Raw genomic sequence first — 23,509 nt, 5'->3', positions numbered from 1 at the left:
GCGGGGTTCTCAGCCGGCGTTGAGCCGCACGCCCGCGCGCAGGAATCGCTGTGGGTCGACCGCTTCGCCATCGATGCGGGTTTCATAGTGCAGATGTGGGCCGGTGGAGCGGCCGGTCGAGCCGACTTCGCCGATCACCTGGCCGATCTTCACATATTCGCCGACCTTGACCTTGATCTCAGAGAGATGGCCGTAGCGTGTCGAGAGCCCGTTGCCGTGGTCGACCTCGACCATGCGGCCGTAGCCGCCGGCCCAGCCCGCCGACACCACCTTGCCGTTGGCGGTGACGCGCACCGGATCGCCCTGCGAGGCACGGAAGTCGAGGCCGGTATGCATCGCCGGCCGGCCGAGGAAGGGGTCGGTGCGGACGCCGAAGCCACTGGTGAACTCGACCTCGCCGACGACGGGCTTGCGATAGGGCACTAGTGCCAATGTCTGGTTCAGCCGCTGCATCTGCGCGCGGTTGATGTTGATGCGATAGAGCTGGCGCTCGAACGGGCCGGCGTTGGGGGCGAGCTTTACCGGCACGAACGGGCCGCCCATGCCGCTACGCGGCGTTGCCGCTTCGAGCTGCGCCGTGTTGAGGCCGAGATCGCTGATCACGCCGCGCATGCGGCGCAGCTTCGATTCGATGTTGTCCTCGGCCGAGGAGAGCGCCGCCATCTGGCGCCGCTCGACCTGGTCGAGCGAGGTCTGCAGACGGACCAGCGCATTGTCGACGCCCTGGGCCTTGGCGAGCTGGCTCGGCTGCGTCTTGGCGGCCAATGGCGCACGCGATTCCAGCCGCGCCTCACGGTCAGGCGGCGCCACGAAGATCACGGTGTCGCTGATCGGGGAGGGTTTGGGTGTTCCCGAGGAGGGCGTCGCATCGGCGCGGCCCTGTGGCTTGATCGATCCGGTGCTGCCGAGGTCGGGAAGCGCGCCGAGCGCGGTGGCGCGCGATTCCAGTGTGGCCTGGCGCCGCATGATTTGGTCGAGCTTCTGGTCGAACTGCTCCTGGTCGAGGAGCTGGCGGCTGGTAGTGCGGTCGACCTTGGCGCGCAGCTCCGCGATCCGATCTTCGTAGGCGTACTGCATCTCGGCCTGGCGCGCGATCAACCGGGTCAGGACGTCGTCGCGGAACGCGAAATAGGTGGCGGTCGCCGCCGACCACATGCCGAGCAGGACGATGGTGCCGACGATGATCCAGAACACCACCGGCCCAAAGCGGACCTGCTTACCGGCGTGGACGATGGCGTAGCCCGCGCCCGCCGACGCCGGACCGGCCGCCGCCGGTATCGGCGCGGCATGGGCGGCCGCGCGACGCGGCTGGGTCCGGCCATGGTCCTGAGGATGATGGTGTCTGTGGTGGTCGTGATGGTGACCGGACCGGTTTGACATCGGTACTCCCGCGGCCGGTCGGACCAAGTTCCGTACGGCTAATTTGCGGGGCCGATTTTGAGCCTCCTATGGTTAATTTTCGGGAAACGGAGCCCCGGCCATCAGAGCGCCCTTGCGGCCTCCAGCACCTGATCGGCATGGCCGTCGACCTTCACATTGCGCCAGATCCGGGCGACCTTTCCGTTCGAATCGACCAGAACTGTCGTGCGAATAATTCCCATGAAGGTCCTGCCGTACATGGATTTTTCGCCCCAGGCGCCATAGGCCTCCAGCATCTGGTGCTGCTCGTCGGAGACGAGCGGGACGGATAGCTGGTGTTTGTTTCGAAATGACTCCTGGGCCTTAACGGTGTCGGCGGAAATGCCGAGCACGACGGTACCCGCGTCTGCGAAGGCGCCGCTTAGCCGGGTGAAGTCGATCGCCTCCCGGGTGCAGCCGGGGGTGTCGGCGCGGGGGTAGAAGAACAGCACCAGCTTCTTGCCGGTGAAATCCTTCAGCGCGACGCTGCCGCCGCCATCGCGCGGCAGCTTGAAGGCCGGCGCTTTGGCGCCTTCGGCAAGAATCGCCCCGGGAGTTGTCACCCCGGGAGCTTTTGTCGCGGCGGCGACCGGCTTCGACTTTAACGGTTTCGAGTCGGCCTTGTGCGAGGCTTTGCTCCGAACCGCCGCGGCAGTCTTGCCCTTGGTCTTGGCATCCGCCGTGCAGGTTTTCGCAGCAGACGTCCCCGTACTTGTGCGTGCGGCGCGGGCAACCTTGGTTGCTGCCCGCCTTCCGGTTGTGTTGGAGGATTTCTTGCGCGTTTTCTTGGACATACGCCTTCCTTTCGTCGCTTTCCGCGGCTCAACCATTGGGGTATTGCGGGTCTCATTCGCAGCGACCGGATTCGCAGCCCGTCGCTGGGCAAGTTTGATGGCCTCGGAGTATGGTTACAAGGAAATCGACGCATCACCCGTCCGCTCGTCGAATCGGCTTTTGATTGGGTTCTTAGGTCCGTCAGCGAGCAACTTTATTAGTCGAGGATAGGCAGCGATGCCGGCACAGGAGCGCTCGATACGAATTGACGGGCGCTGCGATGACGGCGATCGACATCACCGCCAGCACCGAGAGGCAATGGCAAGGAATACGTCGCCGCAGGGGCCAAATCCGCGCGCCGAGGCTGAGTTCTCGCAATGGGAAGATCAGGTCGCGTGGGACGAGCAGGATGAGGCGGCGGGCCACCGTGCGCGGCAATTGCTGGCGCGTTCCAACACCAATCTGCACCGCTTCACCGACTCCTGCACACGCCTGCAGCGCTGGCTGAACAGCGAGCGTTGGGTGCGGCGCATCGGGCTGGTGCTCGGCGTGCTCGTGGTGATTTTCGCGACCTGTTTCGGCGCGCTGTGGTGGCGGCTCGGCGCCGGGCCGATCAACCTCGACATCGCGACGCCTTGGCTCGCCGCCGCGATCGAAGAGAATATCGGCCACGGCAACACCGTCGAGGTCGGCGGAACGCAGATCGAGCGCGCCGGTCGGGTCAGGATCGCGGTGCGCATCCGCGACATCATCGTCCGCGATCGCGACCACGCCATCGTGGCGAGCGCGCCGAAGGCCGAGGTGCGGCTGTCGGGCACGGCGCTGCTGCTCGGGCAATTGCGCGCGGAAAGCCTCAACCTGGTCGATGCCGAACTGTCGGTGCGCATCACCCCGGACGGCTATGTGACGGTCTCGGCCGGCGACACCGCAAAGCCGCTCGCCACCGGCGTCGCCTCCAAGAAGGAGGCGGGGATCCCGCCGACATTCCCGCGTCCGACACCCGCGGTACCTGCGGTACCCCCGCCGCCGGCAGCGCCCGATACCGCGGCGGCCTCGTCCGATTCGCCGTCATCCGCGCAGAGCGGCCTGCTCGCCGGTCTCGATTGGCTCGACAGCCTCAGCCTGACCGGCCTCGACGGCCAGAACCTCAACGAGATCGGCCTGAAGAACGGGAATTTGGTCGTCGACGACCAGCAGCGCGGCAACAAATTCAGCTTTGAGAACATCAGTCTGAGCCTGCGACGCCCGAGCGAGGGAGGCGTGGCGCTGAGATTCGGGGAGGAGGGCGCGAAGCCTTGGGCGATGCGCGTGGTGGTCGGGCCGCAGGTCGACGGTGTGCGCTCGGTCGACATCAAAGCTGACAATGTCTCGGCCGCTAATATCCTGCTGGCGCTCAGGACCAAGGACCTCACCTATACCGCCGACCTGCCGATATCGGGTGAATTGAAGGGCGAGCTCGGCCGCGACGGTCTGCCGACCTATTTCCGCGGCAGGATCAACGTCGGCGCCGGCAACATCATCGACACCGACACGCCCGACTACCCGATGGCGATCGATTCGGCCGACATGAGCGTCGAATGGGATTCGGGACGGCGCGTGCTGCTGGCGCCGATCAAGATCATCTCGGGTGCCAACCGGATCACGCTGCTCGGTCACCTGGAACCGCCGAACGACAACGTCACCGACTGGCAGGCGGGGCTGTCGGGCGGCACCATCGTGCTGGCCGGCATCGACCCCAATGAGCCGCCGCTGATCTTCAACCGTATCAACATCGGCTTCCGGTTCGACACCGACAGGAAGCGCGTGCTGCTGACCCAGGCCGACATCTCCAATGGCGAGATCGGGGTGGCCGGCACCGGCAGCATCGACTATTCCGGCGAGCCGCGGCTGCAACTCGGTTTTGCCGGTACGCCGATGTCGGCGATCGCCTTGAAGCGGGTGTGGCCGACCATCATCGTGCCCGAGGTGCGCCAATGGGTGATCGAGCGCATCGAGCGCGGCACGCTCCAGCGCATCGATGTCGGCGTCAACTCGCCGGTGCACAACCTGTCCCGCAAGGGGCCGCCGATCCCGGATGACGGTCTCTCGGTGAACATTGTCGCCTCGGGCGTCGCGGTGCACCCGGTCGATGGGATGCCCTCGGTGCACGACGCGGATCTGAAGGCAAGGGTGACCGGCCGCACCGCGACGGTGTGGATCGGCCAGGGCATCGCCGACACGCCGGCGGGCCGCAAGATCACGCTGTCGGATTTCACCTTCGAGGTGCCCGACATGGCGCCGAAACCCTCGCCGTCGAAGGTCAAGTTCCGGGTTGATTGTCCGGTGCCGGCCGCCGCCGAAATCCTCGCCTCCGACCGGCTCAGCGATCTGTCCGGTCCGCCGATCGATCCCAACGCCAGCAAGGGCAACGTCACGGCCACGATCAACCTCGGCATGCCCGTGAAGGGCGAGCTGACCAAGGCCGACACGGTCTATTCGGTCACCGCCGACGTCACCGGCGTTGCGGTCGACAAGCTGGTGATGAACCAGAAGCTCGAGGCCAACGCGCTGAAGGTGATCGCCAGCAACGCCGGCTACCAGGTCAAGGGCGACGTCAAGATCAACGGGCAGGCGGCGTCGCTCGACTATCGCAAGCCGGCCGAAGGCGATGCCGACGTCAAGCTGCAGGCGTCGCTGGATGACGCCAGCCGTGCGCGGCTCGGGTTGGATCTCGGTACGGCGGTCTCGGGTGCGATCCCGATCAAGCTGACCGGCAAGATCGGCAGCGGCGACAACAGCACCAAGTTGGGCGTCGAGGCCGACCTGACCCAGCTGAAGCTCGACAACGTCCTGCCGGGCTGGGTCAAGGCATCGGGCAGAGCGGGCAAGGCGACTTTCAACGTGGTGCCGAAAGGGCAGTCGACGCGGTTCGAGGATATCGTGGTTGAGGGCAGCGGCGTCTCGATCAAGGGCTCGCTCGAGGTCGACCAGAACGGCGACCTCATGAACGCGAACTTCCCGACCTACGCGCCCTCCGAAGGCGACAAGACGTCGCTCAGGGCTGATCGCGGGCCCGACGGCGTGCTGAAGGTGACGATGCGCGGCGACGTGTTCGACGGACGCGGCTTCCTGAGGTCGGCGATTTCTGGTCGCGAGTCCGATGCCAAGAGCAGGACCAAGAACATCGATTTCGACTTCGACGTGAAGCTCGGCGCCGTGGCGGGCTTCAACGGCGAGGCGGTGCGCAGCGTCGACGCCAAGATGTCGCGCCGCAACGGCTTCATCAGGGCGTTCACGCTGAGCGGCAAGGTCGGGCGTGACACGCCTGTGAGCGTCGATATGCGCGGCCGTCAGCAGGGGCGTGAGGTGATCTATCTGCAGACCAGCGACGCCGGCGCGTTCCTGCGCTTCATCGACACCTATTCGAAGGTGGTCGGCGGGCGGCTGACGCTGGCGATGGAGCCGCCGACGCCCGAGCCAGGCCCTCGGGAAGGTCTGCTCAATATCCGCGACTTCGCCGTGAAGGGCGAGGCCCAGCTCGACCGGGCGGTCGCGGGCGGACCGGTCAGCACTCAGAACGGCATCGCGTTCTCCGCGCTGCGCGCCGAGTTCACGCGCCAGAGCGGCCAGCTCACGATCCGCGACGGCGTGGTCAAGGGACCGAGCATCGGCGCAACCATCGAAGGCAGCATCGACTATGTCGGCAATCAGGTGCGGATGAACGGCACCTTCATTCCGATGTACGGGTTGAACAACATGTTCGGCCAGATCCCGTTCTTCGGGATCTTCCTCGGTGCCGGCAGCAATGAAGGCCTGATCGGCGTCACCTACGAGGTGGTCGGCACGCCCAGTGCACCGGTGCTGCGCGTCAATCCGATCTCGGCGCTGGCGCCGGGATTGACGCGCAAGATTTTCGAGTTCAAGCAATACAACAACCCGAACGACCTGCCGCCGACCAACAACTAATTTGCGTGGGATCAATTCGGATTGAATCGGTTCGCCCCCGGATTCGGTTCACCTCTTCCCATTGGGGAGAGGTGAACTTCCGCCGCCGCTGCGGCTCAACCTGATTTCTTCATGCTCTTGGGCGCGACTCGCGAGACGCTCACCAGAACTAATCATCGCTCAACAGTTCGCCTGTCGACGAGTTGACGAAGTGCAGCCGCAAACATGAAGGACAGGCGACGGCCTGATAGAGCGCGGCTTCGCCCTGTTCCCCTTGACCTTCGCAGTCAATGCACCGGATTTCTTTTCGAGTGATCGGACAGTGAAATCGAAGTACCTGCATTGCAGGAGACCTCCAGGAAGCTAACTCCAAGTGCAAATGAACGACACATGAGCGGCATTCTCAGCCGCTCATGTGCCAGCGTCGCAGATTGTAAAGCTAGGCTGCACGCTCCATGCGTTCGATGGTCTGGCTTATATGCTTGCCAGCTTCGTCGGCGACCTTGAGCGATACGTCCGCCATCCGACGACTGCTCTCAAGTGCACTGCTGATCGTATCGCGCACTAGATCACTGTGCACGGCTGCGACGTCATGAGGCGTGCGGCAGCGCATGAGTTCGGTCATGCGATCCATGTTCCTTTCAACCTGCTGGCGAAGAAAGTCACGATACTCTCGAGCGACTCCATCCAGTCCTTTGGTGACAGCCGTGGCAGAGTACAGGATGGTCTCAGCATTGCGCGCCGATCGTTCGGTTGCCTGCTGCGCCTCGTCTCCCGTCAGACCGAAAGCCCGACCAAGTTGGTCAGTGGAGCGCCCCAATATCGCCGTTGTCATCTCCATGCCGAAGCGCCAGCCATTCTGCAGCATCTCGGCGTTCTGTTGCAGCAGACCGGCGCTGGCTTTGGCGACTTCCTCGCTGGCCTGGGCCGCAGCTAATCCGATGCGCCTCGTTTGCTCACTGGTTCTCTCGCCGGTACGCTGGATCGTTTGCTCAACGTTTGGGATAGACTTCTCCTCTTGGCGCGGATTGGCCATTTTGGTTGCTCCATCGATGTTGGTTGTTGGCGATCGATGCGATTCTTTTAGCAAGCAACGTGCTCGCTTTAGCCCGTTCCTTAACAATTCGCCTTTAACGAATGCTTCGGGTTCTCGAGCAGGAACGAGTGCTGAAGTGCCATCGTTTAGCGGTCGCGGTGGTTCCAAAGTGAGAACCGCAACTCAAGATATTCTAGCAAACACCCCGCTGAGATACGAGGCAGCGGACCTGTCCCATATGACCATTTGTGCCGATGTTCACGTAGGGACGTGGAAGCGCATAGTCGCCTTTGGGTCTTTTCGACGAGTTCAGCGGAGGCCGTCAGCTGGTTGATGTCCCCTTCTGCCCTGTAAGCGCCGAACCGGGCCTAGCCAGGGGCGCTGCGTTTCGCCGGGACGCTCATGATTCAAACTTCCAAACTGGAGGCTCAAATCTGCGCTATGCCATAAACCCGATGCTGCCCAACAAGCTGCGTGGCGTCCCTCGGTTAAACGACCGTCGTGTCCAGCCAACATAGTGAATCAGAAACACGGTGATTTGGGGATCCCAAATCGATTCAACCTAACCCCATCCCGCTTGAGAATTCAGCGCCGCAGCGCCGGCACTACCAGGAATGGGATCAAGCCGAGCACCACGTTGACCAGCGCAAATACGATCAGCGGGTTGTAACTGTGGGTCCAGTCATGGATCAGGCCGCCGCTCCATGAGCCGAGTCCCGAGCCGAGGCCGCTGCCGATCATGATCGTGCCGTAGATCGTGCCGACGCGCTCGCCGCGGAAGATCTTCAGCGCGGTCGCGGTGATCAGGGGGCCGCGCGAGCCGATCATGCTGCCGAAGCAGATTACGAAGCCGGTCAACAGCCAGTAGTTTGGATACCACTGCAATAGCCAGAGCAGGATGATGCCGACGATCGAGACGCCGTAGCTGAACAGGACCGACGGCCGGCGGCCGATGATGCCGTCGAGCGTTGAGACGCCGAGCATGCCGACGAACAGCGCAACGCCGCTGAAGCCCCAAGCGGTTGCTGCCTGCAGCGGCGGAAAGCCGACATCGATCAGGTAGGCGACGATCTGCGCCGTGAGCGCGTACATCGCGACCGCGGTGAAGAAGAAGGTGGAGAACAACGCCCAGAAAGCATGGTAACGCATCGCGCTGAGCAGCGTCCAGCCCTCGTCGGCCAAGCCTGACTGGGCTTTCCTGACGACATGCGGCGAACCGCGCGCCAGCCGCCGCCATGGCAGCAGCAATAGCGGTATGAGCAGGCAAAGCGCTGTGGTGCCGAACACGTCATAGGCGCTGCGCCAGCCGATCCGGTCGATCAGGACCTGCGAGAGCGGGAGCAGCACCAGCAAGCCGGCGCCGGTCGCCGAGTACATCACCGCCATCGCGGTCGGAAGCCGAGGCCCGAACCAACGGCCGAGCAGGATCGAGTTCGACACGTTGCCGATCAACGCGGTGCCGAATCCGACGCAGAGGCCGACGCTGAGCTGGAATTGCCAGAGGGCTTGCGCATGCGCCGCAACCAGGAACGCGCAACCGAGCAGCAACATCCCGAGCGAATAAACCACGCGGGGACCCGAGCGATCGAACAGGCGGCCGACCAGCGGTGCGGTCAAACCGCTGGCGAGCCAGGTCAGCGAATAGACCGAGACGACTTGCGCGCGATCCCAGCCGAAGTTTTCCGAGATCGGTTTCAGGAACACGGTGAAGCTGTCGCTCAGGCCGCGGCCGAGCACCGACAGCACGAAACAGAGCGCCAGCACGTTCAACGCGACGCGTGGCTGTTTCGGCGGCGCTGCGAGTGTGCCGTTCGGGTTCGTGGTCTGGTCCATCGGAAAGCAGGGAGCGCGCTTTCGGTGCTCCCTACAACCGACAAATGCGAATGCGCCTATGCAGGCTTGAGCAGGACGTGCCGCTTCTTGCCGAGCGAGAGCTTGACGACGCCCTCCGGCGTGAGGCTTCCGCTCGTCAGCAGCATCTTCTCGTCGGTGACGGCAACATCATTGACGCGCAATCCGCCGCCCTTGATCTGGCGCCGTGCTTCCCCGTTCGACGTGACAAGCTCGGCCTTCACGAACGCCGCGAGAACGCCGAACCCGGCGGCAAATTCGCTGTGCGGAATTTCCACCGTCGGCAGCGTCTCGGCGAGCGCGCCTTCTTCGAAGGTACGCCGCGCGGTCTCGGCGGCCTCGTTCGCCGCGTCGCGGCCGTGGAGCAGGGCGGTGGCTTCCGTTGCCAGCACCTTCTTCGCCTCGTTGATCTCGCCGCCTTGCAACGCCGCAAGCTTGTTGATCTCGCTCATCGGCAGGATCGTGAACAGCTTGAGGAACTTGATGACGTCGGCGTCCTCGACATTGCGCCAGTATTGCCAGAAGTCGTAAGGCGAGAACTGATCGGCATTCAGCCACACCGCGCCCTTGGCCGTCTTGCCCATCTTGTCGCCGGAGGCGGTGGTGAGCAGCGGCGTGGTCAGCGCGAACAGTTGCGGCGTGCCCATGCGGCGGCCGAGATCGACGCCGTTGACGATGTTGCCCCACTGGTCGGAGCCGCCCATCTGCAGCCGGCAACCGACGCGGCGCGACAGTTCGACAAAATCGTAGGCCTGGCAGACCATGTAGTTGAATTCGATGAAGCTCATCTCCTGCTCGCGCTCGAGCCGGAGCCGCACCGAGTCCATGGTCAGCATGCGGTTGACCGAGAAGTGACGGCCGATGTCGCGCAGCATCTCGATCCAATTCAGCTTGGTCAGCCACTCGGCGTTGTCGAGCATGATCGCGTCCGATTGCCCGTCGCCGTAGCGCAGCACCTTGGCGAACACGCCGCGGATCGACGCCTTGTTGGCTTCGATCTCCGCGATCGTCCGCATTGCGCGCGTCTCGTCCTTGCCGGAGGGGTCGCCGACCATGGTAGTGCCGCCGCCCATCAGGGTGATCGGCTTGTTGCCGCTCTGCTGCAGCCAGTACAGCATCATCATGGTGAGGAAGTTGCCGATGTGCAGCGACGGCGCGGTGCAGTCATAGCCGACATAGGCGGTCGCCTGGCCCTTCGCGGCAAGCGCGTCCAGGCCCTCGAAATCGGAGCATTGGTGGATGAAGCCGCGTTCCTGTAAAGTATTCAGGAAATCCGATTTAAATGCAGTCATTTGTCTGCGACTCAGAGCATTCGTGTTTTACGGTTTTTGCATCAATTTGCGGAACCTTGGTGCTCAAGCTGCCGCAGGCGGATGCGCTGTGGCATTATAGGATGTACTTGTTTGAGACAAGCCGGGGTTCCGGCTAGGGCGCGACCAAGATGATGCTGACGGCACTCGGTCTGATGAGCGGTACCTCGCTCGACGGCGTTGATGTGGCGTTGATCGAGACCGACGGCCGGCAGGTCCGGGCCTTCGGTCCTTCAGGCTATCGGCCCTATACGGAGAGCGAGCGCAGCCTGCTCCGGCAGGCGCTGACGGAAGCCGTTCATCTGCCGCAGCGCGACGCCCGGCCGGGGGTCCTGCGGCAGGCCGAACAGGCCGTCACCATTGCCCATGCCGAGGCGGTTGCGACCTTCTCCGCGCAGCACCGGATCTCCTGCCAGGACATCGATATCGTCGGGTTCCACGGGCAGACCGTGCTGCACCGCCCTGAGCGGAAGCTGACGGTGCAGATCGGCGACGCCGCGGCGCTGGCCAAGGCGATCCATATCCCGGTGATGCATGATTTCCGCGCCGCCGACGTCGAGGCCGGCGGGCAGGGCGCACCGTTCGTGCCGGTCTATCACCGCGCGCTGGCGCAATCGCTGAACCGCGAAGGGCCGGTCGTGGTGGTCAATATCGGTGGCGTGTCGAACATCACCTATATCGACGGCACGGATACGCTGATCGCCTGCGACACCGGCCCGGGCAATGCGTTGCTCGACGACTTCATGTACCGCGAGATGCATCAGCCGTTCGATACCGAAGGCCGGCTGGCCGCGCAGGGCAGGCCGGATGAGGCTTGGATCGCCCAGGCGCTGAAGCTGCCGTTCTTCTCAGCTCCGCCGCCGAAGTCGCTCGATCGCAACGACTTCGCCCAGCTCAAGCTGAGCGCGATGGCGCCTGCCGACGGCGCCGCGACGCTGACCGCCTTCACCGCGGCGGCCATCGCCCGCGTCGTGCCGCTGCTGCCGAAGCCGCCGAAGAGCTGGATTGTATCGGGCGGGGGCGCCTCCAACCACACGATGCTGCGGATGCTGCGGGAGCGGCTGGCGCCGGCGACCGTCGACGCCGCCCAGACGGTCGGCTGGGCATCCGACGCGATCGAGGCCCAGGCCTTCGGCTTCCTCGCCGCCCGCGGCCTCAAAGGCCTGCCGCTCAGCTATCCCGCCACCACTGGCGTGCCGATCCCGATGACCGGGGGCATAATCGCACGGCCGTGATTTAGATGCAGGTGCATCGACCTTGACGATTTAATGCAGGTGCATGTAATTAGTAGATGCAGCTGCATTGAACGTGAGGTATCGCCATGGCCGCCCTGAAGCTGATCAGCCACAAGCTCTGTCCCTATGTGCAACGCGCGGTGATCGCGCTGCTCGAGAAGGGCGTGCCGTTCGAGCGGATCGACATCGATCTCGCGCATAAGCCGGACTGGTTCCTGAAGATCTCGCCGCTCGGCAAGGTGCCGGTGCTGGTCGTCCACCGGCGACGACGGTAAGGAGGTCGCGCTGTTCGAGAGCAACGTGATCTGCGAATACATCGAGGAGACGCAGGCCGGCGCCAAGCTGCATCCGCAGGATCCGCTGGTTCGCGCCGAGCATCGCGCCTGGATGGAGTTCGGTTCGGCCATTCTGAGCGATCTCTGGGGACTCGAGACCGCCACCGGTGCCGCGACGTTCGAGAGCAAGCGGCAAACGGTTGCGGCGAAGTTCGCGCGCGTCGAGGCGGCCCTTGGCGCGGGCCCGTTCTTCGCCGGTCCGAACTTCAGCCTGGTGGATACAGTGTTCGCGCCGATCTTCCGTTACTTCGACGTGTTCGACCGACTGACCGATCTCGCTGTGTTCGCCGATACGCCGAAAGTGCGGGCGTGGCGTGCGGCGCTGGCGCAGCGGCCGAGCGTGCAGAGCGCCGTTTCGCCTGACTATCCGAACCTGCTGCGCGCGTTCCTGGTGCGCCACGATGCGCACATGTTGAAGCTTGCCGCGTAACACGCCATGTCGCAGTCCGTTGCGTGGATCGCGCTAGTCGCGGCGGGTCTGCTCGATGTCGGCTGGGCGATCTCGATGAAATATGCCGAGGGCTACACGCGGCTCGGCTGGAGCCTGGTCTCGCTGGTGTTGCTCGCGGCGTTCGTGTTCCTGCTCGGGCGCGCGTTGCAGGTGCTCGGGGTCGGTGTTGCCTACACGGTGTGGACCGGGATTGGCGCAGTCGGCACGCTGAGCATGGGCGTGCTGCTGTTCAACGAGGCCCTGAACCCGATGAAGATCGCGGGAATCGCGCTTGTGCTGGTCGGCATTGCCGCACTGAAATTTGCGGCTGAATAAGCCACATCCGTAGCCTGGATGAAATCCGGGGACCTCTATCCGCGGCAGCAGACCCGGATTTCGCTGCGCTCCATCCGGGCTACAAGGTCAGCGGTCTTGGCTTAGCGTACGTTGGCGAGACGCATGTCGAGATAGCCGGTCACCGTCTCCATCAGCGGCTCGAGTTTGCCGTCGAAGAAATGGTTGGCGCCGGGGATGATCTGCTGATCGATCACGATGCCCTTTTGCGTCTTCAGTTTCTCGACCAGCGTGTTGACGTCCTTGGCGGGCACCACGGCATCCTTGTCGCCGTGCACGATCAGGCCCGACGACGGGCAGGGCGCCAGGAACGAGAAGTCGTAGAGATTGGCCGGCGGCGCGATCGAGATGAAGCCCTCGACCTCCGGGCGCCGCATCAGGAGCTGCATGCCGATCCAGGCGCCGAACGAGAAGCCCGCGACCCAGCAGGCGCGCGCTTCCGGATTGATCGCCTGCGCCCAATCGAGCGCGCTTGCGGCATCAGACAATTCGCCGGTGCCGTGATCGAACGAGCCCTGGCTGCGGCCGACGCCGCGAAAGTTGAAACGCAGCACCGAGAAGCCGCGATGCGCGAACGCGTAGTAGCACTGGTAGACGATCTGGTGGTTCATCGTGCCGTGGAACTGCGGATGCGGATGCAGGATCATCGCAATCGGCGCGTTCTTCTGCTTGGCCGGATGGTAGCGGCCTTCAAGGCGGCCAGCAGGGCCGGTGAAAATGACTTCAGGCATCGTGATCTCTTGCTTGATCCCTCGATTGATCCGTGCGCATCAACCGAATATGGGCTGACTCCATCGGCTTCTGCCGGATAAAGCAGCTCATCGAAGGGTGATCGGCGTCGCTGGCGTTCGCGCGGCGGACGGCGCTCGGTTAACTTTCGAGGCAGCTTCTAGCATGAGGCGTAGGGCAAAAAGCAAGCATCTTGAGCATCCGGAAGCCGGCCCACGCGTTGGGATGGTGATTGTACGGGACGCTGTCCGTCCCCACCTGCGCTAAGAAGGGTGCAACCGGGTGGCGACTCACGGCGGACACGGCCCCGCTCGCCATTCAAGGTAATCTCGTAAGTCGATGTTCGAGCGCGTATATTTCGACTGGAATGCCACCACGCCGCTTCGCCCCGAGGCGAAGGCGGCGATGGCTGCGGCATGGGAGTTGAGCGGCAACCCGTCGTCGGTGCACAGCGAGGGCCGCAAGGCACGCCGGCTTGTCGAGGATGCCCGCGCCGCCGTGGCAAAGGCCGTCGGCGGCCGGCCACAGGACGTCGTGTTTTCATCAGGCGGAACGGAAGCCAACGCGCTGGCGCTGATGCCGGGGCTTCGGCGCGGAACGAGCGCGCCGGTGACGCGGCTGCTCGCCTCGGCTGTCGAGCACGCCTCGGTGCTTGCGGGCGGACGATTCGCGCCCAATGCAATCGGATCGATCGGCGTCACGCGCTCCGGCGTCGTCGATCTCGACCGCCTGCGTAGCCTGCTCAATGAGGGTCCGACCGCGTTGGTGTCGGTGATGCTCGCGAACAACGAGACCGGCGCGATTCAGCCTGTGGCTGAGGTTGCCGAGATCGTCCATCGGGCCGGTGGTCTCCTCCATGTCGACGCCATCCAGGCATTCGGAAAGATTCCGTTCGACCTTGCCTCGACGCAGGCGGACCTGCTGTCGCTGTCGGCGCACAAGATCGGCGGACCGAAGGGCGTCGGCGCGCTGGTCCTTGCCGAGGGCGTGGAGGGGCTGGAAGCGCTGCTTCGCGGCGGTGGCCAGGAACTGGGGCGCCGGGCAGGAACGGAGAACGTCGCGGGCATTTCCGGTTTCGGCGCTGCCGCGAAGACGGCGATGGCGGCGTTGAAGGCCGATGCCGCACGGGTGCGAGGGCTGCGCGATCGCCTGGAGCACGGACTACGGCAAACTCCGGGTCTGGTGGTCTTCTCTGACGATGTGAAGCGGTTACCAAATACCGTTCTGTTCACTGCGCCGGGGATGAGGGCCGAGACCGCAGTTATCGGGTTCGATCTCTCGGGCGTGGCCGTATCGTCGGGTTCCGCGTGCTCGTCGGGCAAGGTCCAGCCGTCCCATGTCTTGGCGGCAATGGGATACCGTCAAGGGCTCACGCAGGGAGCGGTGCGGCTCAGTCTTGGCTGGTCTACCAACGAGACAGACGTGGATTTGACGCTCAAGGCTTGGCGAAAGCTCGCCGATACCCTAGTTAAGGGGGAGCGACGAAACACAGCTTGAACTGTTCTAAGCAGGTGATTTCGTCTCCAAAGCATCGTAATAGACTTTCGGAACTGAGATCCACCGCGGTCCTTGAAACCGCGAGCGGAGGATTAAATGCCTGCTGTACAAGAGACGGTCGAGCGCGTCCGGCGCATCGACGTCGATCAGTATCGATATGGGTTCGAGACACTGATCGAGTCCGACAAGGCCCCCAAGGGGCTGTCGGAAGACACCGTCCGATTTATCTCCGCAAAAAAGGGCGAGCCGGCCTGGATGCTGGAATGGCGCCTGGAGGCGTTCCGCCGCTGGCTGACCATGACCGAGCCGACTTGGGCGCGTGTCGACTATCCGAAGATCGACTACCAGGACATCTACTATTACGCGGCGCCGAAGCCGAAGAAGGCGCTGTCATCGATCGACGAGATCGATCCGGAAATCCTCAAGACCTACGAGAAGCTGGGCATCCCGCTTCGTGAGGTCGCGATTCTCGAAGGCGTCGAGCCCGCCCCCGGCGGCGAGCCGTCGGCCAACCGCAAGATCGCGGTCGACGCCGTGTTCGATTCGGTCTCGGTTGCCACCACGTTCAAGGTGGAGCTGAAGAAGGCTGGCGTGATCTTCATGCCGATCTCGGAGGCGATCCGCGAGCACCCCGAGTTGGTGCAGAAGTATCTCGGCAGCGTGGTGCCGACCTCCGACAATTTCTTCGCGACGCTGAACTCGGCGGTGTTCTCCGACGGCTCGTTCGTCTACGTGCCGCCGGGCGTGCGCTGCCCGATGGAGCTGTCGACCTATTTCCGCATCAACGAGCGCAATACCGGCCAGTTCGAGCGCACGCTGATCATCGCGGACAAGGGCTCCTACGTCTCCTATCTGGAAGGCTGCACCGCGCCGCAGCGCGACGAGAACCAGCTTCACGCCGCCGTGGTCGAGCTCGTCGCGCTTGACGACGCCGAGATCAAGTATTCGACGGTGCAGAACTGGTACCCCGGCAATTCGGAAGGCAAGGGCGGCATCTACAATTTCGTCACCAAGCGTGGCGACTGCCGCGGCAAGCATTCGAAGATCTCCTGGACCCAGGTGGAGACCGGTTCGGCGATCACCTGGAAATATCCGAGCTGCATCCTGCGCGGCGACAATTCGAGCGGCGAGTTCTACTCGATCGCGATCTCGAACGGCTTCCAGCAGGTCGACTCTGGCACCAAGATGATTCATCTCGGCAAGAACACGTCGAGCCGGATCATCTCCAAGGGCATCGCCGCCGGCAAGTCGCAGAACACCTATCGCGGCCTGGTCAGCGCCCACCGGAAAGCCACCGGCGCGCGCAACTACACCGCCTGCGACTCGCTCCTGATCGGCGACAAGTGCGGCGCGCACACCGTGCCATATGTCGAGGCCAAGAACTCCTCCGCGACGTTCGAGCACGAGGCCACCACCTCGAAGATTTCCGAGGACGTGCTGTTCTACTGCATCCAGCGCGGACTCTCGCAGGAGGAGGCCGTCGGCCTCGTGGTCAACGGTTTCGTGAAGGACGTTCTGCAGCAACTGCCGATGGAGTTCGCGGTGGAAGCGCAGAAGCTGATCTCGATCTCGCTCGAGGGCAGCGTCGGATAAGCCAATGATTCAGACGGTCCGGAACATCCTCCTGGGCTTTCAGATTTGGCCGTTTGCGATAACTGCGTTTATTGCGATCACCGGAGCGTTCGTTGCTTTGATCGGCGTGTTTTTGGGGTCGCATGACGTCATGGAATTCGGCAAATCTGCCGCCGGGTTCGGAGCTATGGGATTTTTTGGCTGGCTCCTCTTTATGATCGCCTTGCGGTCGGCTTAGGCCAGAAGGGATGAAAATGACTGCGTTGCTTGAAGTGAAAGATCTGAAGGTCCGTGTCGAGGAGCGTGAGATTCTCCATGGGCTTTCGCTCACGGTGAATCCGGGCGAGGTGCACGCGATCATGGGGCCGAACGGCTCCGGCAAGTCGACGCTGAGCCACGTCATCGCCGGCAAGCCGGGTTACGAGGTCACCGACGGACAAATCCTGTTCAGGGGCGAGGACCTGCTGGAGATGGAGCCGAACGAGCGTGCCGCGAAGGGCGTGTTCCTGGCGTTCCAGTATCCGGTCGAGATTCCCGGCGTGACCACCTGGAATTTCCTGCATGCCGCGCTGAACGCGCAGCGCAAGGCGCGCGGCGAGGAGGAGATATCGTCGCCGGCCTTCCTCAAGAAAGTCCGCGAGGTCGCCAAGTCCTTGAACGTCCCGCAGGACATGCTCAAGCGCGGCGTCAATGTCGGCTATTCCGGCGGCGAGAAGAAGCGCAATGAGATCCTGCAGATGGCGCTGTTCGAGCCGGCCGTCTGCATCCTCGACGAAATGGATTCCGGCCTCGACATCGACGCGCTGCGGATCGCGGCTGACGGCGTCAACGCCCTGCGTTCGCCGGAGCGCGCGATGGTGGTGATCACCCACTATCAGCGGCTGCTCAACTACATCGTGCCCGACTTCGTGCACGTGATGTCGAAGGGCCGGGTCGTCAAGAGCGGCGGCAAGGAGCTGGCGCTGGAGCTGGAAGAGTCCGGCTACACGCAATTCGAGGATGCCGCCTGACAGGGACGGGTTTTCAGATGAACGTTGTTGCAAAGACCGAGACCGGGCGCGCGCTGGGCGATGCTTTCGCCGTCGTGCGCGACCGTCTGCCGGGCAAGGGCAAGATCGCCGATCAGCGGCGCCAGGCGTTCGAGGCCTATGAGCGCCTGGGCCTGCCGCACCGCCGCATCGAGGACTGGAAATACACCGATCTGCGCGCGCTGATGCGCGAGGTGCTGCCGCTCGCGGCGGCGCCGGATGCCACCGCGGTCGATCGCGCCGCCGCGACCGCGAAGTCGCGGGCGATCGATGGCGTGTGCCGTCTGGTGCTGGTCGACGGCGCCTTCGCGCCGACGCTGTCCGATCTGGGCAATCTCGAAAAGGGGCTCAGCGTCCGCCCGCTGCGCGAAGTGCTCGACGCCGGCGACGGCGCGCTCTCGGCGCAGGCGTTTGCCTCGGACAATTCCAATCCGATGATCGCGCTGAACGGCGCCATGGCGACCGATGGTGTCGTCATCGACGTCGCCGATGGCACGGTGCTGTCGCAGCCACTGCACATTGTCCACGTGGCGACCGGCGCCACCCCGGCCGCGATGTTCACGCGGTCGCTGCTCCGGCTCGGCCGCGATACCGGTGCGACGTTGGTGGAGAGCTATCTCGCCGCTGATGGCGTCAAGGCCTACCAGACCTACGACGCGCTGGTCGTCGCGATCGGCGACAACACGCGGCTCGATCACATCCGCCTGGTCGAAGACGCCATCGAGGCCTTCAACATCTCCTCGGCGACCGTGTCGCTCGGCGCGCACGCGCATTTCAACACATTCGGCATGACCAGCGGCGGCCATGTCAGCCGCTACCAGCTCACGATCGCGTTCGCCGGCGAGGGCTCGAGGGTCGAGACCAACGGCGTCAACCTGATCAAGGGCACTCAGCACGCCGACACCACGCTATTCCTGGACCATGCGGTGCCGAACTGTGCGAGCCGCGAGGTCTTCCGCGCCGTCGTCGACGGCCGTGCGCACTCCGTATTTCAGGGCCGCATCGTCGTTCGCCCCGATGCCCAGAAGACCGACGCCAAGATGATGACCCGCGCGCTGCTGCTGTCCGACGAGGCGGAGGCCGACAACAAGCCGGAGCTCGAGATCTTCGCCGATGACGTCACCTGCGGCCATGGCGCGACCGCCGGCGCGCTCGACGAGAGCCTGCTGTTCTACATGCGCGCCCGCGGCCTGCCGGAGAAGGAAGCGCAGGCGCTGCTGATCCAGGCGTTCGTCGGCGAGGCGATCGAGACGATTGCCAACGATGACTTGCGCGAGATCGCGATCGCGACCGCGCGGCGTTGGCTCGAGGCGAGGGCGTGAGGATGCATCCGGCAGTGGCCAACGGCGCTTACGACGTCGCCCGCGTGCGGCAGGATTTTCCGGCGCTGGCCATGCAGGTCTATGGCAAGCCGCTGGTCTATCTCGACAACGCCGCCTCGGCGCAGAAGCCGAATGCGGTGCTCGACCGCATGACCGAGGCTTACAAGACTGAGTATGCCAACGTGCATCGCGGTCTGCACTACCTCGCCAACGCCGCGACAGAAGCCTATGAGGGCGCCCGCGGCAAGGTCGCGAAGTTCGTCAACGCACGCCGCAACGAGGAGATCGTCTTCACCCGCAACGTCACCGAGGCGATTAACCTCGTGGCGTCGTCCTGGGGCGAGCCGAATATTGGGGAAGGCGACGAGATCGTCGTCTCGATCATGGAGCACCACTCCAACATTGTGCCTTGGCACTTCCTGCGGGAACGCCATGGCGCTGTCATCAAGTGGGCGCCGGTCGACGATGAGGGCAATTTCCTGATCGAGGAGTTCGAGAAGCTCCTGACCCCGCGCACCAGGATCGTCGCAATCACCCAAATGTCGAACGCGCTCGGCACCTTGGTGCCAGTGAAAGAGGTCGTCCGGCTGGCCCATGCCCGCGGCATTCCGGTGCTGGTCGACGGCGCCCAGGGCGCGGTGCACCTGCCGGTTGACGTGCAGGACCTCGATTGCGATTTCTATGCGTTCACCGGCCACAAGGTCTACGGGCCGACCGGCATCGGCGTGCTCTACGCCAAGCATGAGCACTTGGTGGCGATGCGGCCGTTCAACGGCGGCGGCGAGATGATCCGCGAAGTCGCCAGGGACTGGATCACCTATGGCGATCCGCCGCACAAGTTCGAGGCCGGAACGCCACCGATAGTCGAGGCGATCGGGCTTGGCGCTGCGATCGACTACGTCAATTCGATCGGCAAGGAGCGGATCGCCGCGCATGAGCACGGCCTGCTCACCTACGCGCAGGAGCGCCTGCGCGAGATCAACTCGCTGCGCCTGATCGGCACCGCCCGCAACAAGGGCCCGGTGATCTCGTTCGAGATGAAAGGCGCACATCCCCACGATGTGGCGACCGTGATCGACCGGCAGGGCATTGCCGTCCGCGCCGGCACGCATTGCGTGATGCCGCTTTTAGAGCGGTTCAACGTCACGGCCACCTGCCGCGCGTCGTTCGGGATGTATAATACGCGTGAAGAAGTCGACCATCTGGCGCAAGCGCTGATCAAGGCGCGGGAATTGTTCGCATGACCGACACAGCCGAAGTCAAGCCGGCCACCATCGAGACCAGCTCCGCGCTGCCCGCGGAGGAGACTGAGCGCCTGAGCGCCGAGATCATCGCCGCGCTGAAGACGGTGTTCGACCCGGAAATCCCGGCCGACATCTACGAGCTCGGCCTGATCTACAAGGTCGACCTCAAGGACGATCGCTCCGTCGACATCGTGATGACCCTGACCACGCCGAATTGCCCGGCTGCCGGCGAGCTGCCGACGATGGTGGAGAACGCGGTCGCGAGCGTCCCCGGCGTCGGCGTCGTCAACGTCAATCTGGTGTGGGACCCGGCCTGGACGCCGGATCGGATGTCGGACGAGGCGCGCCTCGTTCTCAATATGTGGTGATGCGCTACATTGCCAAAATTATCCGGTGTCATCGAAACAGCACTTTACGTCGATGATCTCGACCGCGCGGGCGCATTCTACGCGGATGTGCTCGGTCTTGAGCCGCTGACGAGCGATTCGCGGTTTCTCGCGTTCGATGTGGGCGGCCGCAACGTTCTTCTGCTGTTTCGTCGTGGCGCGACGCTGGAGGCGATCCATCTTCCTGGCGGCACCATACCGCCGCATGACGGAAGCGGGCCGATTCACGCGGCGTTTGCAATTGCCGCGGACGAGCTGCCGGCTTGGGAGAAGCGGCTTGGCGAGCACGATGTCGCGATCGAAGCTAGGACTGATTGGCCGCGCGGGGGGAAAAGCATCTACTTCCGCGATCCGGACAATCACCTGCTCGAACTGGTCACGCCGGGCGTATGGGCGATCTACTAAGTTCTAGCCAATTCTAGGATATGAGGCCTTCACAGCCGGAATTTCGTTGTTACTTTTGAGTTGGAGGATGTCGCCGCCCTGCGGCGAAGGAGAGTCGCTAGAATGGATACCACCGCACCAGTCGCCAAGCCGAAGCCGCGGCCGCGCCCGCAGGTCATGAAGCTGACCGATGCCGCGGCCGAACGGATCACGGAACTTGCCAAGCGCGCCGATTCCGAGATCGTCGGTCTTCGCGTCGGCATCAAGAACGGTGGCTGCGCCGGGCAGTCCTACACCGTCGAATACGCCCACGAGATCCGCCCGACCGACGAAGTGGTCGAGGACAAGGGTGTGAAGATCCTGGTCGATCCGAAGGCTGTGTTGTTCCTGCTCGGCACCGAGATGGACTACGTGGCCGACAAGATGCAGGCTCAATTCGTCTTCAACAACCCGAACCAGGTCTCGGCCTGCGGCTGCGGCGAGTCGGTGCAGCTCAAGCCAGCCAAGGTCTAGTTTTCCGCGCCTCCGGCCTTAGCCTGAGGAGCCATGCCTTGCGCGGCGTCGGAGGATGATCGGGCAAGGGGTAAGGGCGCCGGCATATGGACCGCGAATTCCTGATTGACCTGTTCACAGATTTCGGCCCGGTCACGCTGCGCCGAATGTTCTCGGGCTATGGCATCTCCGCCGACGGCACCAATTTCGCGCTGGCGCTGCGCGCCGGGCTCTACTTCCGCGCTGACGACGAAACCATTCCGCAATTCGAGGCGGAAGGGTCGAAGCCGTTTTCGTACCAGACGCGGTCCAAGACCGTCACGGTCAATTCGTATTGGCAGTTGCCGGCGCGGCTGTTCGACGATTCCGAGGAGCTTGCAGTGTGGGCGCGGTTGGCACTCGCCGCCGCCCAGCGCGCCGCGCTCCGCAAGCGGCCACGGACACGGAAGGCGCCTGTAAAGAAGGCCGCCGCCAAAAAGGGTGCGGTGAAGAGGGCGGCCGCGAGGCGGTCTTCGGCCAAGAAGAAGCGCGCGCCAACGAACGCGCGCCAACGAAAAGGTCCTCATCCTGAGAGGCCGTATGCATCCCCGTCATTGCGAGGAGCTCGCGACAAAATTGCAAAGCAATTTTGCGCTGAAGCGACGAAGCAATCGATTGTTCCGCATATGCGGCTGGATGGATTGCTTCGCTTCGCTCGCATGACGTGGAGAAACGCAGGGTGGGCAACGCGAAGCGTGCCCACCAACTCGGTCGCGCTAGAGCAAGATGAGTTTGGATCGAATCGGTTCGGCCACGTATTCGCTTCACCTCTCCCCGACGGGGAGAGGTCGATTTGCGCAGCAAATCGGGTGAGGGGCCGTGGCTCTAGCGAGAGACCGTAACCTCTCACCCGGCGCTACGCCATAGCCGAAGCAGCGCTTCGGCGTTCTCTTAAGGACGGCCGCCGAAGGCGGCCTATGCCTCTCCCAAGGGAGAGGTGAACCTCCGTTGCTGCTCCAGCTCAACCTAATCTCATCACGCGCTAGAGATCGTGGGCGCGGCGCTGCGCGCCTTTGCCCACCCTGCAAAGGCGACTACGCCACGCGGTTCTGCGTCTCGGCGCTGTATTCCGGATCGGCTTCGCAGACCACGCGGTTGCGGCCGGCGCGCTTGGCGGCATAGAGGCATGCATCGGCACGCTCGATCAGGGAATCCGTGTCGTCGCCCGGCTTCAGCATGGAGACGCCGACCGAAATGGTGACGCGGCCAAGGATCTCGCCGGTGGACTTCTTCTTCAATTCCTTGGCCATCACCGCGCGCCGGATATGGTCGGCGACCGTCAGCGCCTGGCGCAGCGCGGTATTGGGCAGCACCACCGCGAATTCTTCGCCGCCGTAGCGGGCTGTGATGTCCTGGCCCTTGATGGTCTGCCTCAGCGATTGCGCGACCAGCCGCAGCACCTGGTCGCCGGTGAGGTGACCATAGGAGTCGTTGAACGACTTGAAGTGGTCGATGTCGAACATCAGGAGCGACAACGGTTCGCTGCTGGCGAGCGCGGCCTGCACCGCCATGTCGATCGAGCGGTCGAAATACTTCCGGTTACCGAGGCCGGTCAGCGGATCGGTCAGGCTCTCGGCGCGGATCGCTTCGAGACTGTGCTGCAGATCGCTGATCTCGGACCTGGAGAGAGCAAGCCGCGCTTCCAGCGCCAAATTGGTCTCGCGCATCTCTCGAGTCGATTTCACCAGCCCCTCGACGATGGCCTTGATCTGGTCGCGCGTCGTTGCGGTCGCGAGCCTGTCGCTGGCGCCGGCCAGGCTTGCGTCGTAGGCCGCCGATACGCCCAGCGCATCGGTGATCAGCTTCATAACGTCGTCGATCTCGCCGATGACGCGGGCGCCGACCTTGTCGATGCGGTCGGATGTCTTGATGTGCGAAAGGTAGGTTTCGTAGATTTGTTCAAGATCGGCTTCGCTGAGCGTTCCACTGCGCGCCAGCGTCTCGTTGATGATCTTGTTGAGGGGGGCGTTGTATCCGGTCGCGTAGACGTACCAGATTTCATAGTTGCGGGGGACTGCGGTCTGACGAAGGGAGCGGATCTGGCCAAGCGCGACTTCGGCGAATGCCAATGTGCGTTCGTGTTCGTCCAGCAGTTTGACCACTGTTACGTCCTCAATAGCGAGTGGCGCCGGTTATTTTCCAGCAGCAATGACTAAATTATCGAGCCGA

General features: G+C 63.8%; 19 protein-coding genes and 2 pseudogenes. 14 read left to right on the top strand and 7 right to left on the bottom strand.

Annotated features, from left to right (window positions below):
- Positions 1-9: 9 nt before the first annotated feature.
- Together MTX19_RS21025 and MTX19_RS21020 are read right to left on the bottom strand one after the other, a co-directional pair.
- On the bottom strand, positions 10-1,380 hold the full coding sequence (locus MTX19_RS21025; RefSeq protein WP_280979117.1) for a peptidoglycan DD-metalloendopeptidase family protein: 1,371 nt from the start codon (positions 1,378-1,380) through the stop codon (positions 10-12).
- Positions 1,381-1,481: 101 nt separating this feature from the next.
- Complete coding sequence (locus MTX19_RS21020) at positions 1,482-2,192, bottom strand: peroxiredoxin (RefSeq protein WP_280984847.1); 711 nt, start codon at positions 2,190-2,192, stop codon at positions 1,482-1,484.
- A gap of 217 nt (positions 2,193-2,409) precedes the next feature.
- Here MTX19_RS21020 and MTX19_RS21015 point away from each other — a divergent pair, with 217 nt between their 5' ends.
- Positions 2,410-6,117 (top strand): DUF3971 domain-containing protein, encoded by a 3,708-nt coding sequence (locus tag MTX19_RS21015; protein ID WP_280985447.1) that lies wholly within the window; start codon positions 2,410-2,412, stop codon positions 6,115-6,117.
- 418 nt (positions 6,118-6,535) lie between these two features.
- On the opposite strand, the gene MTX19_RS21010 is transcribed toward MTX19_RS21015, so the two are convergent.
- The 3 genes from MTX19_RS21010 to tyrS all read right to left on the bottom strand — a co-directional run bounded on the left by MTX19_RS21010 (position 6,536) and on the right by tyrS (position 10,275).
- Positions 6,536-7,132, bottom strand: a complete 597-nt coding sequence (locus tag MTX19_RS21010; RefSeq protein WP_280979115.1) for a phasin family protein — start codon at positions 7,130-7,132, stop codon at positions 6,536-6,538.
- Positions 7,133-7,717: 585 nt separating this feature from the next.
- Complete coding sequence (locus tag MTX19_RS21005) at positions 7,718-8,965, bottom strand: MFS transporter (protein ID WP_280979114.1); 1,248 nt, start codon at positions 8,963-8,965, stop codon at positions 7,718-7,720.
- 56 nt (positions 8,966-9,021) lie between these two features.
- Positions 9,022-10,275, bottom strand: a complete 1,254-nt coding sequence (gene tyrS, locus MTX19_RS21000; RefSeq protein WP_280979113.1) for a tyrosine--tRNA ligase — start codon at positions 10,273-10,275, stop codon at positions 9,022-9,024.
- Between the two features lie 149 nt (positions 10,276-10,424).
- On the opposite strand from tyrS, the gene MTX19_RS20995 reads away from it, so the two are divergent.
- From MTX19_RS20995 to MTX19_RS20985, 3 genes and pseudogenes are all read left to right on the top strand, one after another.
- Positions 10,425-11,528 carry an anhydro-N-acetylmuramic acid kinase gene (locus tag MTX19_RS20995; protein ID WP_280979112.1) on the top strand — a complete coding sequence of 368 codons (1,104 nt, stop codon included), beginning with the start codon at positions 10,425-10,427 and terminating at the stop codon, positions 11,526-11,528.
- 86 nt (positions 11,529-11,614) lie between these two features.
- A pseudogene (locus MTX19_RS20990) lies at positions 11,615-12,293 on the top strand (glutathione S-transferase family protein).
- A 6-nt stretch (positions 12,294-12,299) separates the two neighbouring features.
- Positions 12,300-12,629: a multidrug efflux SMR transporter gene (locus MTX19_RS20985; RefSeq protein WP_280979111.1), complete on the top strand. Its 330-nt coding sequence runs from the start codon at positions 12,300-12,302 to the stop codon at positions 12,627-12,629.
- A gap of 101 nt (positions 12,630-12,730) precedes the next feature.
- On the opposite strand, the gene MTX19_RS20980 is transcribed toward MTX19_RS20985, so the two are convergent.
- The gene (locus MTX19_RS20980) at positions 12,731-13,378 is read right to left on the bottom strand and encodes an alpha/beta hydrolase (RefSeq protein WP_280971788.1); all 648 of its coding nucleotides are present in this window, start codon (positions 13,376-13,378) and stop codon (positions 12,731-12,733) included.
- A 337-nt stretch (positions 13,379-13,715) separates the two neighbouring features.
- Between MTX19_RS20980 and MTX19_RS20975 the strand changes: the two genes are divergently transcribed.
- The 10 genes and pseudogenes from MTX19_RS20975 to MTX19_RS20930 all read left to right on the top strand — a co-directional run.
- Positions 13,716-14,873: a cysteine desulfurase family protein gene (locus MTX19_RS20975; protein ID WP_280985446.1), complete on the top strand. Its 1,158-nt coding sequence runs from the start codon at positions 13,716-13,718 to the stop codon at positions 14,871-14,873.
- 96 nt (positions 14,874-14,969) lie between these two features.
- The gene (gene sufB, locus MTX19_RS20970; protein WP_280979108.1) at positions 14,970-16,466 is read left to right on the top strand and encodes a Fe-S cluster assembly protein SufB; all 1,497 of its coding nucleotides are present in this window, start codon (positions 14,970-14,972) and stop codon (positions 16,464-16,466) included.
- Positions 16,467-16,470: 4 nt separating this feature from the next.
- The gene (locus tag MTX19_RS20965; protein WP_280979107.1) at positions 16,471-16,683 is read left to right on the top strand and encodes a hypothetical protein; all 213 of its coding nucleotides are present in this window, start codon (positions 16,471-16,473) and stop codon (positions 16,681-16,683) included.
- A gap of 16 nt (positions 16,684-16,699) precedes the next feature.
- Positions 16,700-17,455, top strand: coding sequence for a Fe-S cluster assembly ATPase SufC (sufC, locus tag MTX19_RS20960; RefSeq protein WP_280979106.1), 756 nt, complete (start codon positions 16,700-16,702; stop codon positions 17,453-17,455).
- 17 nt (positions 17,456-17,472) lie between these two features.
- Positions 17,473-18,795, top strand: coding sequence for a Fe-S cluster assembly protein SufD (gene sufD / locus MTX19_RS20955; RefSeq protein WP_280979105.1), 1,323 nt, complete (start codon positions 17,473-17,475; stop codon positions 18,793-18,795).
- Positions 18,792-20,039: a cysteine desulfurase gene (locus MTX19_RS20950; protein WP_280979104.1), complete on the top strand. Its 1,248-nt coding sequence runs from the start codon at positions 18,792-18,794 to the stop codon at positions 20,037-20,039. The genes sufD and MTX19_RS20950 overlap by 4 nt, the downstream gene beginning before the upstream one ends.
- Positions 20,036-20,407, top strand: a complete 372-nt coding sequence (locus MTX19_RS20945; RefSeq protein WP_280979103.1) for an SUF system Fe-S cluster assembly protein — start codon at positions 20,036-20,038, stop codon at positions 20,405-20,407. Before MTX19_RS20950 ends, MTX19_RS20945 begins: the two co-directional genes overlap by 4 nt.
- Positions 20,408-20,416: 9 nt before the next feature.
- Complete coding sequence (locus tag MTX19_RS20940) at positions 20,417-20,830, top strand: VOC family protein (protein ID WP_280985445.1); 414 nt, start codon at positions 20,417-20,419, stop codon at positions 20,828-20,830.
- Positions 20,831-20,932: 102 nt separating this feature from the next.
- On the top strand, positions 20,933-21,322 hold the full coding sequence (locus MTX19_RS20935; RefSeq protein WP_280979102.1) for an iron-sulfur cluster assembly accessory protein: 390 nt from the start codon (positions 20,933-20,935) through the stop codon (positions 21,320-21,322).
- A gap of 86 nt (positions 21,323-21,408) precedes the next feature.
- Positions 21,409-21,795: pseudogene (locus tag MTX19_RS20930) on the top strand (TfoX/Sxy family protein); the annotation flags it as partial.
- Between the two features lie 579 nt (positions 21,796-22,374).
- Here the strand turns inward: MTX19_RS20930 and MTX19_RS20925 are convergent.
- Positions 22,375-23,442 carry a GGDEF domain-containing protein gene (locus tag MTX19_RS20925; protein WP_280979101.1) on the bottom strand — a complete coding sequence of 356 codons (1,068 nt, stop codon included), beginning with the start codon at positions 23,440-23,442 and terminating at the stop codon, positions 22,375-22,377.
- Positions 23,443-23,509 lie beyond the last annotated feature (67 nt).

Origin of the sequence: Bradyrhizobium sp. ISRA464, from assembly GCF_029910095.1 — a bacterium.
Lineage (GTDB): Bacteria > Pseudomonadota > Alphaproteobacteria > Rhizobiales > Xanthobacteraceae > Bradyrhizobium.
The sequence above is the reverse complement of the archived record's forward strand: the minus strand, read 5'-3'. Positions and strand labels throughout refer to the sequence as shown.